This is a genomic window from Amycolatopsis sp. (assembly GCF_036008905.1).
Lineage (GTDB): Bacteria > Actinomycetota > Actinomycetes > Mycobacteriales > Pseudonocardiaceae > Amycolatopsis.
This window is the reverse complement of the sequence record NZ_DASYMU010000033.1, coordinates 1-12,886: the sequence shown is the minus strand read 5'-3', so window position 1 is coordinate 12,886 and position 12,886 is coordinate 1. Positions and strand designations below refer to the sequence as shown.

General features: G+C 67.5%; 11 protein-coding genes. 7 read left to right on the top strand and 4 right to left on the bottom strand.

Annotated features, from left to right (window positions below):
* Positions 1-22: 22 nt before the first annotated feature.
* The 3 genes from VGP60_RS06255 (at position 23) to VGP60_RS06245 (ending at position 2,448) form a co-directional block, all read left to right on the top strand.
* Complete coding sequence (locus VGP60_RS06255) at positions 23-688, top strand: Crp/Fnr family transcriptional regulator (protein ID WP_327546905.1); 666 nt, start codon at positions 23-25, stop codon at positions 686-688.
* Positions 689-762: 74 nt separating this feature from the next.
* Positions 763-1,098 (top strand): hypothetical protein, encoded by a 336-nt coding sequence (locus VGP60_RS06250; RefSeq protein WP_327546904.1) that lies wholly within the window; start codon positions 763-765, stop codon positions 1,096-1,098.
* A gap of 195 nt (positions 1,099-1,293) precedes the next feature.
* A complete protein-coding gene (locus VGP60_RS06245) occupies positions 1,294-2,448 on the top strand; it encodes a DnaJ domain-containing protein (RefSeq protein ID WP_327546903.1) in 1,155 nt (384 codons plus the stop codon).
* A gap of 70 nt (positions 2,449-2,518) precedes the next feature.
* On the opposite strand, the gene VGP60_RS06240 is transcribed toward VGP60_RS06245, so the two are convergent.
* Entirely contained in the window at positions 2,519-4,954 is a 2,436-nt protein-coding gene (locus VGP60_RS06240; RefSeq protein ID WP_327546902.1) for a M14 family zinc carboxypeptidase, read from the bottom strand.
* Between the two features lie 303 nt (positions 4,955-5,257).
* Here VGP60_RS06240 and VGP60_RS06235 point away from each other — a divergent pair, with 303 nt between their 5' ends.
* Complete coding sequence (locus VGP60_RS06235) at positions 5,258-6,016, top strand: hypothetical protein (RefSeq protein ID WP_327546901.1); 759 nt, start codon at positions 5,258-5,260, stop codon at positions 6,014-6,016.
* On the opposite strand, the gene VGP60_RS06230 is transcribed toward VGP60_RS06235, so the two are convergent.
* Entirely contained in the window at positions 5,997-6,638 is a 642-nt protein-coding gene (locus tag VGP60_RS06230; RefSeq protein ID WP_327546900.1) for a TetR/AcrR family transcriptional regulator, read from the bottom strand. The genes VGP60_RS06235 and VGP60_RS06230 overlap by 20 nt on opposite strands.
* 154 nt (positions 6,639-6,792) lie before the next feature.
* On the opposite strand from VGP60_RS06230, the gene VGP60_RS06225 reads away from it, so the two are divergent.
* Positions 6,793-7,482: a DUF998 domain-containing protein gene (locus VGP60_RS06225; protein WP_327546899.1), complete on the top strand. Its 690-nt coding sequence runs from the start codon at positions 6,793-6,795 to the stop codon at positions 7,480-7,482.
* Between the two features lie 94 nt (positions 7,483-7,576).
* Here VGP60_RS06225 and VGP60_RS06220 read toward each other — a convergent pair whose 3' ends face one another.
* Both VGP60_RS06220 and VGP60_RS06215 read right to left on the bottom strand, forming a co-directional pair.
* Positions 7,577-10,276, bottom strand: a complete 2,700-nt coding sequence (locus VGP60_RS06220; protein ID WP_327546898.1) for a discoidin domain-containing protein — start codon at positions 10,274-10,276, stop codon at positions 7,577-7,579.
* Positions 10,277-10,506: 230 nt separating this feature from the next.
* Positions 10,507-11,421 (bottom strand): AraC family transcriptional regulator, encoded by a 915-nt coding sequence (locus VGP60_RS06215; protein ID WP_327546897.1) that lies wholly within the window; start codon positions 11,419-11,421, stop codon positions 10,507-10,509.
* An 82-nt stretch (positions 11,422-11,503) separates the two neighbouring features.
* Here VGP60_RS06215 and VGP60_RS06210 point away from each other — a divergent pair, with 82 nt between their 5' ends.
* Positions 11,504-12,391, top strand: coding sequence for an NADP-dependent oxidoreductase (locus tag VGP60_RS06210; protein ID WP_327546896.1), 888 nt, complete (start codon positions 11,504-11,506; stop codon positions 12,389-12,391).
* Positions 12,392-12,510: 119 nt separating this feature from the next.
* Positions 12,511-12,886, top strand: a 376-nt coding sequence (locus VGP60_RS06205) for an SDR family NAD(P)-dependent oxidoreductase (protein ID WP_327546895.1), incomplete at its 3' end; no start/stop codon positions are given.

The window sequence follows — 12,886 nt, the reverse complement described above, 5'->3', positions numbered from 1 at the left end:
GGAATTCGGCCAGTCTGGGATCATGGACGGTCCGGACAGCTTTTGGGCGAAGCTCGGTCCGGCCGAGAAGGCCGCGGTTGTGGGTATTTCCACCGTGCACAACTACGAACCGAACGAATTCCTCGTACGCGAAGGGGATCCGAGCCGCAGTGTGCTCGTCATCCGGTCCGGGCATGTGCGCGTGCTGACGACCGACGGGGACGGGCGCCCCCTTCTCCTCGCACTGCGGACGGCGGGCGACATCCTCGGTGAAGTCGCGACGCTCGTCGACGGCCCGCGGACGGCGACCCTGCAGGCGCTCGACGCCGTCGAGGTGCTCACCATGCGCGGTCAGCACTTCGCGGCGCTGTGCCAGACCCAGCCCAAGTTCGCCTGGGCGCTGCTGGGCATCCTGGCGAACAGGCTGCGTGACGGGAGTTTCCAGGGGGTCGCCGTCAGCGGTGGTTCGTCGAAGCGCCGGGTCGCGTTGCTGCTGCTGGAACTCGCCGTGCGCTACGGCAAGCCGTCCGGCACGGACGTCGAGCTCACCGCCCCGGGGACCCAGGACGAACTCGCTTCCACGATCGGGCTTTCGAGGGAAACCCTCGCCAGGATCTTGCGGGAACTGCGGAAAAGCGGTGTCATCACCACTGGGCGAGTCCACTACACGATCCACCGAATGGGTGAACTGAGAAGACTGGCCCACTGAGTGTGTCAGGTGACGCAGAGCCTTTGCCCTTTCGACGGTTGCATGAGCATTACCGCAATCGAAGGAGGGCCACCATGGACCCGTTTCTCCCCACACCGCAGCCACGTCGCTGGCGCCGGGGCGTATACGCCGCGGCCCTGGTGATCCCGTTCACCGCCCTGCAGCTCTGGGCGATCGTGCTGCTGACCACCGCCGACCTCGAAGGTCCGCTCCGCTTCGCTTTCGTCCTCGCCGTCATCGGTTCGGTCGTCGCCGTTCTCGCGGGCTGGCGCTGGGTCGCCCGGTCACGTACCGACACGGAGTCCGTCCCGGTGCCGCTGTCCGCGCAGTCACAGCGTTACCGGGCCGCACAACCCCAGCGTTACCAGAGCGGCGCGTACCAGCGGAACTACGCGCTCGCCCGGAGGTGACACCCGTGCTTGGGACCGCCGGCTGAAGGGGGGCCGGCGGTCCCTTGATTACACAGCTTGCTTTCACAGCTTGGTTCCACAACCCGTTGAACTGCGCTTTCGCCAAACCACCCGATTGCGTCGCCGAGGCGGTTCGCCTGTGCCGGTACCGATCCCATAGTGTTTCGGCGCTGTCAGGGAAGGCGGAACCGGTACGTGCACGAGGTCGACTACTACGAGCTGCTCGGCGTCCGCCGAAACGCTTCTCCCGCGGAGATCAAGGCCGCCTATCGAGCGCTGGCCAAGGCCGCGCATCCCGACGCGGGCGGCACGGCGGGCATGTTCCACCTCCTCCGAAGCGCTTATGACACGCTGTCGGACCCGGATCGCCGCGCGGACTACGACGAAGACGACGAGTACGAAGAAGAACCACCCCCGCCTCCGGAACCGGTGCGTACCAGCACCAGCACGAGCCGGACGGCCACGCGCTGGCGGCCGCGGCGGACGACGATCGCGGAGCGCACCCGCCGGTTCGGCGAGGATCCCGGTTACGTCCCCGAATCCCCCGCGCTGGACATCTCGGCCATCGAGTGGTGGGAGGACGTCGACGCCGACGAAAGGCTCCATCACGACCGTGTCAGCGGGCCGGGGCACTGCCCGGCGGCCGGCGCGGTGGCGGGGCTGGGCCTGCTGGTGCTCCCGATCCTGCTGCAGGTGGAACTCGACGCCGGGGTGGTCGTCGGCTGGCTGGTGCTGGCAGTCGCGGTCGCGGCGATCATCCGCTGGACCATCTTGCGGTACCGCGCGCTCGCCAGGACCGAGCGGGGTTTCGCGGACGAATTCGGCGCACGCCAGGTGTTCGGCAGGCCCGGCGACGACCCCGACCAGGTGGCCGAACGCCTCACCGCGGGCCTGCTCACGACATATCTCACCAAGATGCCCGGGGCGCGGGTGTTCCACGGTCTCGCGTGGCCCGGCTCGGTGTTCGCCGACGTCGACCACGCGGTGCTCTGCGGGCGGCGGCTCGTGCTGATCGAGTCGAAGACCTGGCTGCCCGGGCATTACACTACCGACGACACCGGTTTCTGGCGGGACAACCGGCCGTTCCGCGGCGGCGGCAGCCTGCTGCCCGACGGAGTGGACGCGTTCCAGGAGCTGCTGCCCGACGTCGATGTGCGCGGGGTGCTGATCGTCTACCCCAGCCGCGACGGCGAGATCACCACCGACGAACCGGCCGACGCGGACATCCCGCCGATGACACCCGAGCAGTTCGTGCACGAGATCGGCGCCTGGCTGGCCGTCGAGCCCTCCACAGTGGACAGTAAGGCGTTCCGCGCGGTACGCCGCCAGGTGGTCGGCGACGCCGCCTGAAGTGCCACCATGGCCACCTTGGTCGCATCCAGCGCGACCAAGGTGGCCATGGTGGCCGTACGGGATCGGGCTACCGCGTGCCGCGCTCCTTGGTGGCACGGGCCGAACGGGTGCAGACCTCGCCGACATCGACGGTCTGGCCACGCTCGGCGTAGACGTCCGTCAGCCCCACGATCTTGCCCTTGGGCGAGGTGCAGGTCAGCTGGTACGCCTCCTTCGGGCCGTAGGTCGGCGGGATCGGCGACGCGAACTCGACGCGACCGGCCCAGTCGTCCGCGGTGGCGGGATCCGCCTGCGCGTAGTTGACGAAGACCGCCATGTAGTCACCGGCGGGCGGGTCGAACAGGGTCGCGCGTTCCGAGGTGGTGCCACCATTGGCCGACGAGCTGACCATCGTGCCCGCCGAGTCGAAGACGTAGACGTCCCAGTCGGTGTCCGCGTTCGCCCAGTCGATCGCCACGGTGAACTTCCCGTTGTCGACCGCCGGCAGGCCGTCGACGTGGAAGGCCGCCGTCTCGACGTTGACGCTGTCGTTCGGGTAGTCGGTGTTGATCGCCGGGATCCCGGCCGGGTTGACCAGCGCGGCGGGCTGCTGCGGCGGGCCCTGCGGATCGCGGCCGTACCGACCGGCCACGTACGGCCGCGTCGACGGGTTGACCGACCACGCGAACCGGCCACCGGTGGACGACAGCTTCGAATCGAGGTTGTCGGTCACGTAGATCGGCGGCTTGGTGGAACCGTCCGGCTGGATCACCGGCGAGGTCGGCGTCTGGAACGTCTTGTGCAGCTTCAGTTCGTAGCCCTTCGGCGCCGAACCGATCAGCGTCGAGTGCGTGCCGGGCTCGGCCGCGTTGGCGAGCATGTCCACGAACGCCTGGCGGTTACCGCCCTTGCCGGCCCCCGCCGCGGGCGCGAGACCCGCGTATTCGGCGACCACACCGGTTTCGAACGGCGGGTGGAACTCGGTGTTGCCGATCTCGAAGGTGAAGCCCCAGCCGCCGGTGGCGAAGTAGGACCAGTCCTCGGTGGAACCCGTGGTGTCGTAGAGGGCCCACGACGGCTGGCTCGTGTACCCGTTGCGGGAGGCCATCTTGTCGCCCAGTGCCTTGTACGCCGGCTCGTCGAGCGGCGGGCGGACGTCGGCGACACCCGGCACGCGCAGCACGAGGTTCGAGAAGGTGTGCAACGTGATCAGGTTGGTGACCTGCCGCGAAGACACGATCGAGCGAATGTTCTGCGTCTCGGGCTCCGAGAACGGGCCCGCGCCGCGGAAGGTGTCGTTGCGCCAGTTCGACGACGCGCCCGCGCCGCCCCAGAAGCCGGCGTAGTTGCGGTTCGGGTCGGTGCCGCGCTCACGACCGCCCGGGTTGGCCTTGCAGACACCGGTCGCGAACGCGGCGGGCGAGTCGGAAGCGTTGCAGTTCTTGCGTTTCATTTCGTAGTCGAAGCGCGAGAAGTCGCCCTTCGGCTCCGCTTCACGGGAAATCGAGAAGCCGTCGACGTTGACGATCGGCACGACGATGTTGCGCGTCTTGCCGACCAGGCCGCGGATCTCGGGGTTGTCCTTGTAGCCCTTGACGAGCTCGACGGCCCATTCCATGGCGTGCTCACCGGCCGGCCATTCACGGGCGTGATGCACCCCCATGGTGAAGTTGACCGGCTTGCCGTCGGTGAGGTTGTTGACATTCGTGCCGATCTCGACGCCCATGACGTCACGGCCTTCGAGCGTCCGGTTGGGCAGCGCGAACACGCGGACCAGGTCGGGGGATTTGCGGGCGAGTTCCTTCATCTCGAACTCGTACTCGTACAGGTGGCGGTAGGTCGTCCGGCCCGACGGGAGGGCGGACGCCGGAGTCTTCGCGGCGTACGAGGTGTCGGCCTTGGCGTTCGCGATCGACTTCGCGGACAGATCTGCCTCGACGACCTTCGACGCCAGTCCGGTGCCCGCGAGGGTCGTGCGGTCCTCGTCGTCGGCGATCACGACCTCGACGCCGGTCGCGTCGGCCTTCTCCGTGACGTCCAGCCCGGACGCCAGGAGGAGGTTCTTTTCCTTCTTGGTCGGGGTTTCCACCCGGACCATCTGCGCCCGCTGCGGCGGGGCGGGCGTCGCCGTCGGCGTGCCCTGCGGGGTCAGCGCGAGGAAGTCGACGCCGAGCGTCGCGCTGCGCGAAGAACCCGCGTAGTGGCAGGCCTGCACGATCAGCTTCTGCCCCTTCTTGACGAAACTCTCGGCGAGCTCGTAGCTGCGCACGCCGGCCGAAGCCGCCACCACCGCGCCGGTGGCCTGGTCGAACACCGCCAGGTCCCAGTCGCTCGCGGCGCCGGAGCCGGGCTTCAGCCGGGCCTGCACCAGGCCGTCGACCGTCGACGTCACGTCGCGGCGGTCGGTTCCGGCGGTTCCCTTGGCCGCCAGCGCACCGAAGCAGGACCTCGCGACGGCTTTGTCGGCGCGGACCACGTTGTCCCCCGCGCTCGCCTGGTTCACCGCGGCCGAGCCGCCGATCAACAGCCCTACAGCGGCCGCGACGGCAACACCTTGCCCAACCCGCTTCTGTCTTGGTGAACGACCCACATTCGCCCCTTTCTCGACGCCACGATCGACCGCAGGGCCGACCGGCCCCGAGACCCTAGTCACGGGAAAACCCCGAAGGAACCGCCACAAGTCGCATAGCGCGCGAACTTGCCCGAACGGACAGCCTGGCTTAGTGGTTGCGATCTGACCGCTTACGCCGAACGTGGGTCCGTTGCGCGACACGATCACCCGCGGGACCATGAGTCCCGTCCGGGCGCTTCGGGGCAGGAGTCAGGCATGACGCGTTTCCGCAGTGTGGTCGTGACGGCGTTGATGGGGATCGGCTGCGCGCTGGTGCCGGGTTCGGCGGCGGCCGCGACCCCGGTGAAGGTCCTCCAGCTCAACATCTGCCACAGCGGTGTGGCCGGTTGCTACACCGGCGATCGGGTGATGACCAAGGCGAAGTCCGTGATCTCGTCGGTGAAACCGCAGGTGCTGTCGGTCAACGAGGCCTGCTCCGGGGACGTCGAGCCGTTGCGCGCGGCGATGGGCGCCGCCCGGACCCGGTTCGCCGCCGCGCAGCGCCCCGACGGGACGCCGGTCAAATGTGTGAACGGCCAGGACTACGGCAACATCGTCATGGTCGCCGAAGCGCTCGCCGGGACCACCGGCGCCGACGGCCGCTACACCGCGCAGGACAGCGGCTCCGAAAAGCGGGTGTGGGCCTGCCTTCCCGCCGGGACGATCACCGCGTGCACCACCCATCTCTCCTCGAGCAACGGCGCCATCGCACTGGCCCAGTGCAAGGAACTCCTCGGCCGCGCGGTGGGTTACGCGGCGTCGGCGCCGGTGATCGTGGCCGGGGATATGAACCTGCGTTACCAGGGCAGCCCGAAAGTCCAGGACTGCAACCCCAGCGGCTTCTTCCGCAAGGGCGACAGCGACGTGCAGCATGTCTTCGCCACCACCCGGTTCGCCTTCACGAGCGGCACGAAGTTCGACATGGCGGGCACCACCGACCATCCCGGCTGGCTCGTCAGCCTGTCCCTGAACTGACCGGTCCCACGGCGATGCCGTGATGGCGCAGCAGCAACTCGCCCATTTCCTTCGCCCGCGCGGGGGCCTGGAGATCGCCCTCCTGGCCGGAGATGATCGCACCCTTCAGCAGGATGTGCCATTGCCTCGCGAAGGAGTCCGGGTCGGCGATCCCCGCGGCGGCGGCGAGGTCGGCGAGGTAGACACGGACGTTCGCGAGGCTCCGCACACTGGCCTGGCGGACATCGCTGGCCGGGTCGGTGATCTCCAGCAGCACCCGGATGAACGCGCAGCCCTCGAAATCCGGGCTGCGGAACCAGTCGCCGAACAGATCGAAGATCGCGAGCAGCCGCCCCTGCGGGGTGTCGGCCATCCGGCTGGTCTCGGTCAGCAGCCAGTCCTGCGTCCACAGCTGTTCCCGGCGGTCCAGGAACGCCAGGATCAGGCCGTCCTTGGACGGGAAGTTCCGGTACAGCGTCATTTTCGCGATATTCGCCCTGGCGATGACGGCTTCGATCCCGACCGCGCGGGTGCCGTCACGGCTGAACAACTCGTAGGCAGCTTGGATCGCACGCTCCCGCCCGGTCGCGCGCACGACTTTCGTGGTCCGCTCGCTTTCCGGTGTCTCCACGATTCGCGCCAATCCGACGAAGATGTGAAGAACAGTGTTGCACATTCACCACCGGCATAGACCCAGGAAAACGGCCGTTTCCCGGTGCCGAACCGCTGCACCGCCGACAGCGGGCCGACAGGAAAACCTCACAAACTTCACAGATGGGGTCGCTAGGGTGAACTCCATGCAGTCACCCCAGGTGAGCCGCCGACGAGCGCTCCTTCCCCTGTTCGCCGTGGCCGCGATGGCCGTGGGTGCCGCGCTGATCCTGTTGCTGCAGGTGATGCCGCCGACCGACACGATCAGCCCGATCCGCCGGACCATCAGCGAATACGCGCTGGGCCCCAGCAAGTGGATCTTCGACATCGCGCTGGCGCTGGTCGCGCTCGGCTCGGTGGCGGGCTTCGCCGCACTGGTCCGGCAACGGCGGATCGCCGCCTTCTCCGCCGCGTCGGCCTTCTGTGCATTGTGGACGGTCAGCCTGCTGCTGATCGTGGCGTACCCCAAGAACAACTGGGCGATCGGCCCGAACATCGGCGGCACGATCCACCGCGTGGCGAGCGTGGTCGCCTTCGTCTGCCTGCCGATCGCGGTCCTGCTGGCGAGCCGCGCGGTGTTCACGCACTCGCCGATCAGGCGCCGGGTGAGCGTCGGGCTGTCGATCGTGTCGCTGCTGTGGTTCGGCGTGATCATCGGCGCCATCGTGGTGGCGGCGGCCAACGACGACCGGTGGTGGATGCTGATCCCCCTCGGTTTGGTCGAACGGCTGATGGCGTTGACCGGCGTGCTCGCCATCGCCTCGCTGGTGCTACCCACCCGGCTGGACCTGACACCGGCTACGGCCGAAGCCGAGCCGCTACGAGTACTTTCCTGAACGACTGGTCACGCTGGGCGACGCAGACGCCAACCTGGCGCATCCGGTTCCGGTGGGCGAACAAATCGCTGCTTCGCCCACCGGGCGGACAATCTCAGTGGCCGAGCCGGTTTCCGGCCTGGTCATAGAACTCGATTTCGGCCAGATCGGCGTTGTTCCGCGGCGACCCCTGATAGGTCGCACTGTCGACCTGGACCCGGATGGTGTCAGCGTTGACCGGCGCCGGGAACGAGAACGAGACGTCCTGCGCCGCATTCCCGGACACGGTGCCCACCACCTGTGGCGGGGCCCCGCCGGCCGAGGCACTGACGGTCAACCCGGGTATCGCAAGACCGCCGAGTCGGCGTGCCTTGACCACGACCTTGCCCAGTTTCACCGGATGGGTGAACTGCACCTGGATCCAGTGCGGCATTGCCGTTGCCGCCGACGACCAGTAGGTGTTCTGGTTGAGATCGACCACGTTGTAGGCATCGAAACTGCTGCGCCAAAACACTTCGTCGTCCATCGAATCCGCGGTCACCCCCGCGAGGGGCAGCCCGGATGGACCGGCGTAGCTACCCGCTGATGTGGTCACGGCCGCTTCGGCGAGCGAGGCCCCGGCCGGAGCCGTCGCCACGATGAAGGTCGGCGAAAGCACCTTGACCGCTGTGGCCGGTGCACCGGCCCACGAAACCGCCGAACCCGCGGTGAAACCCGAACCGGTGATCAGGACGTCGGTCGGGGCAGTGGCGAGCCCCTTTCGCGGGGTGACCGAAGCCACGCGGGGCGCCTGCGTGGTAGAGAGGAAGCGGTAAGCTGGCTCCAGGCCGGCATTCGCGACGATGTCTTGCGGCAGATCGGCCGCCCCCGGCTTCAACGGCATTTCGACGTTGGCCGAGTACTGCAGGTCTACCGCCGGCGGCCCACACGGGTACACCGCGATCTGATCGGAATGATAGTTGCCGATGAACCGCAGGTGCCCGTTGGGTGCGCAGCCACCGTTGCCCGCGCCGTTGTTGAACTCCACGTTGCGGTTCCAGGTGATCCACTGGCTCCCGATGTCGTTGTACAGCGTCAGTCCACTGTGGAGGTCGTTGTAGACCACGTTCCCGGTCACGTGCGTGCCGTGCTGGAAACTCGCCTCCTCGTCGATGCTGCCGTCGGGCTTCCGCAGCGTCTCACCTTGGTGCCCTTCCAGGTAGATCGCGCCGCCGTCGGCGAGCACGGAGTGGAAGTCGTGCACCAGATTGTCGGCGATGACGTTGTCGGCATTGATGTTCGTGGTGACATCGGGGTGATCTGCGGTGTTGAGGTGACCAGCGTTCGCACCACTGTCGATCCCATCCCACGGCACGTTCGCGATCTCGTTGTGTGCGACCGTGGTCTGCCTGGTGTAGAAGAGGAAGATCCCGTCCGCCCCTGGGTACTCCACGCCGATGTGATGGATGTAGTTGTTCTCGACGCGGTTGCCGACGTTGATCTCGCGGTCATTGGCTCCCACGTCGGAGGGATGCGGGTCGTTCGAGCTGCCGAGCATCACCCCGATACCGGAAATGTCGGTGAAGGTATTGCCCCGCACCAGATTCTGCGTGCTGCCATAGGCGAAGGCCAGCCCCGCGGCGCCGAGATGGGTGAACGTGTTGTTCTCGATGGTCACGTTCTTCGCCGCCCGCCAGGTGACGTTGGCCGGTTCCTGCGCGTTGGCGCCGAAGGGGCAGGTACCGGCGGGCTGGGTGAAGTTGCAGGTGCCCTGGGGTTTCACCTTCTGGTCGCCGGTAATGCGGAGGTTGGCCTGGATCTCGGAAAAGCCATCGGGCCCGCTCGGGTCGAGCCAGGTCGCGTAGGAGAACTGCAGGCCCCTCAGCACGATGTCGTGCACCGGATTGTCCAGCGTGCCGTTTCCGGAGACCAGCGTCTGCAGCGTGGGAGCTTCGATGTCCGACCGGTTGGGGTCGGCTCCGCCGAGCGGAACGTAGTAAAGGACATGGGCTGCGTTGTCGAGATACCACTGCCCCGGATGCAGGAGTTCGTAGGCGTTCTCGATCCGGGTCGGGGTCGCGTTCGCGGCGAGATCCGGGAAGTAGTACGGAGCCTGGATCGCCGGCTTGGGCCGGTTGGTGACGTTGTCCCAGCACGGCTGCTGCATGGCGATGTTCGTGCCGTCGATCCCCGCCACCCGGCAGCGCGACTCGGTCCAATCCCCGTTGCCACGGGTGAAGACGAACTCGACATCGGCCGGGTTGCGCCACTGTGCGTAGCCGGCATCGGCGGCGGCATAGCCTCCGCCGGATCGGGTGAGAGCGACGGGTGCGGGGCCCTGGGCGATCGGCGCCCGGTTTCCGTCGACGTAGAGCTGCCGGGTCTGCAGCGAAGCCGGGACCTTGGCCGACCAGACACCATGTGCCGCGTCGGTGCGCGCCCAGCCGGTTATCCGCCGACCACCGCTGAGTACCGGTTTCGCGCCAGGCTCAGGTTCCCAGACGACCTGGTGGCCGGGTGAACCGGAGTCCTGATCGCTGAATTCAAGGGGTTTGTCAAGCCGGTAGGTGCCGTCGGCCAGTCGCACAACGATGTCACCGGGTGTCTTTCCCCGCAGCTGGCGCACTTTCCTCTGTGCGTCGTCGATCCCGCAGGGGTTCGAAGCTGAGCACTGGCCACCGTGACCGTTGGGCGCGACGTGGATCGTGTCGTTCCCGCCTGCCCGATAGGTGGCCTCGGCCGCCGGGATCTGCACAGTCAGCGCAGACGTGATCAGGCATGCCACCGCACCAGCGACGGCCCACAACACCGTGGACCGCCGGAGTCGCCCTCGCATGGGTCTCCCTTCAGAACAGGTCAATCGTTTGACCTGTACAAAACAGGGCGTAGGACAAACGATTGACTGGGTGAATGTGAACAGCCTCACTCTCGCGTGATCTCTTGTCAAGAGCAGGATTCAGCCGACGCTTGCTGGAGATAAGGGGCAGCGCCGCCGCGGGGGTACGGCCGCCGTCTCGTTCCAGGTCGAGTCGGCCTTTGAAGGTCTGGTGCTTGCCGCCCGCACTCCTAGGTCCGGCGGTGTTTCCCAGGTGCGGAGCCGTACTGCCGTTTGAAGGCACTGGCGAAAGCGAATTCCGAGGTATAGCCGATCTTTCCGGCGATCGCGCTCAGGGGCTCGCCGGTATCGCGGAGGAGCCGGGCGGCGATGGTCATCCGCCACCAGGTCAGGTAAGTGAGCGGTGGCCGGCCGACTTTGTCGGCGAACCTTCTCGCGAACGGCGACCTGGACAGTCCGGCTTGGGCCGCGAGCGTCGCGACCGTCCAGGGCCGGGCCGGGTTGCTGTGGATCGCGTGCAGTGCCGCGGTGATCGAAGGATCCCTGAGCGCCGCGGCCCAGCCGGTGACAGTGTTCGTGGGTTGTTCTTCGAACCAGGTGCGCAGGATGTAGAGCAGCAACGTGTCCAGCAGGGCCGGGATCAGCGCGTCCGTGCCGAGGCGGGGGCGTTCCAGTTCGGCGCCGAGCAGCTCGACCGCGACCCGGAGATCACGGCCGAGGCGGGCAGGCAGGTGCACGACTTCCGGCAGGCTCGACAGGAGCGGATGCGCGCGAGCCGGATCCAGTTGGTACGCACCGCACAGCGTCACGGTTCTCGGGCCCGTCCCCGCCTCCGGCAAGTTCACGTAGCGCTCGACGAACGCCGGATCGTTCGGGTCACAGGCCTCCGCGTCGATCGGCGTCGTCGGACTGTCTGCCAGCGCGTGGCCTTGACCGTGTGGCAGGAAGACCACGTCGCCGACGCTCAGCGGCAGCGGTTCCGCGTCCGCCCGGATGAGCCAGCAGGTCCCGTGCAGGATCACCTGGAACCCCGCGGCACCGGGCACGGGCGCGAACCATTGCCCCCACGGGGCGTTCCACACCACCCTGGCCGAGCGTGGCTCGCCGGTGCGCATCACCGCGATCACGTCGCTCAGCAAATCCATAGTCTCTCCTGCGAGACGATCGAATATGTAATAGGGATTCTCACCCATGGATTGTCTCCGAGTCGGATCATAGGGTCCTTTCATGAGAAGCGCCCGAATCCATGAGCACGGTGACGCATCCGTCATCCGGATCGACGACGTCCCCCAGCCGGTACCAGGCTCCGGCCAAGTGCTGGTCAAGGTCGCGGCGACGTCGTTCAACCCGACCGAGCTCGCCCTGCGGTCCGGGGTCCTGTGGTCACTGTTCCCGATTCCCCTGCCCTACACCCTCGGCTGGGACGTCGCGGGCACAGTGGCCGGAAGCCCGGTCATCGGGTGGCTTGAAGGCGGAGCGGCCGCGGAGTACGTCGCCGCGCCGAGCGATCGGCTCGTCTCCGCACCCACCAGCATCCCCCTCACCGACGCCGCAGCCATCCCACTCGCCGGACTCACCGCATGGCAGACAGTCTTTCCGCACGTCTCCGCCGGACAGCGTGTCCTCATCAACGGCGCGGGCGGCGGCATCGGCGGATTCGCCGTCCAACTCGCCAAACACGCCGGCGCACACGTCGTGGCCACCGCCGGTCCACGCAGCCTCGACGCGGTCCGGCGATACGGCGCCGACCAGATCATCGACTACACAAAGAATTCCGTCGCTTCCGGCGTCGACCCCGTCGACGTGATGATCCACCTGGTCGGCACCCCACCACCGTGGGTCCCGCCTGTCCGGCGAGAGGGCGTCATCATTTCCGCAGCGGCCCCGGTGACCGCACCTCCCGGTGTGACCTCTTCGCAGCTGGTCGCCCGCTACGACACGGCCCAGTTGGCCGAGCTGGTGAAGCTGGTGGACGCGGGCGTCGTGACGGTCGACGTCACCGAGTCGTACCCCCTCGACGCGATCGCCGAGGTACACCGCAGGAGTGAGGCAGGCGAAATCCGGGGGAAGGTCACGATCATTCCCGGCCGGCAGGCGACCCACTCCCCGGCATAGCCGGAAAGACCCAATTGGCACGCCGAACGACTACGGGTACGTTACTGAGCAACCGCTTAGTTCGTAGAATCGACCGGCGCACCGCACTGCGCATATTTCTCAATGAAGAGGAGATCTCAGTGACCGAGTCCCACTCCCGTGTCGCGATCGTCACCGGAGCCGGCCGCGGCATCGGTGCCGCAGTGGCCAAGAAGCTGGCCGACGACGGGTTCGCCGTCGGGCTGCTCGACCTCGACGAGACCGGCGTCAAACAGGGCGCGGAAGCGATCGTCTCGGCCGGCGGCAAGGCTGTCGGCGTTCCGCTCGACGTCAGCGAAGCCGAGCAGGTCGAGGCCGCGGTGGCCAGGGTCGCCGAGGAGCTCGGCGCACCGACCGTGCTGATCAACAACGCCGGCATCATCCGCGACAACATGCTGTTCAAGATGACGGTCGACGACTGGGACGCCGTCATGAACGTGCACCTGCGCGGCGCCTTCCTGATGAGCAGGGCCGCGC

What these genes read in the sequence shown, in the direction of transcription:
- VGP60_RS06210 (WP_327546896.1), top strand. Translation starts at nt 11,504, where the DNA reads ATGAGAAGCGCCCGAATCCATGAGCACGGTGACGCATCCGTCATCCGG.
- VGP60_RS06225 (WP_327546899.1), top strand. Translation starts at nt 6,793, where the DNA reads ATGCAGTCACCCCAGGTGAGCCGCCGACGAGCGCTCCTTCCCCTGTTC.
- VGP60_RS06215 (WP_327546897.1), bottom strand. Translation starts at nt 11,421, where the DNA reads ATGGATTTGCTGAGCGACGTGATCGCGGTGATGCGCACCGGCGAGCCA.
- VGP60_RS06235 (WP_327546901.1), top strand. Translation starts at nt 5,258, where the DNA reads ATGACGCGTTTCCGCAGTGTGGTCGTGACGGCGTTGATGGGGATCGGC.
- VGP60_RS06250 (WP_327546904.1), top strand. Translation starts at nt 763, where the DNA reads ATGGACCCGTTTCTCCCCACACCGCAGCCACGTCGCTGGCGCCGGGGC.
- VGP60_RS06255 (WP_327546905.1), top strand. Translation starts at nt 23, where the DNA reads ATGGACGGTCCGGACAGCTTTTGGGCGAAGCTCGGTCCGGCCGAGAAG.
- VGP60_RS06220 (WP_327546898.1), bottom strand. Translation starts at nt 10,276, where the DNA reads ATGCGAGGGCGACTCCGGCGGTCCACGGTGTTGTGGGCCGTCGCTGGT.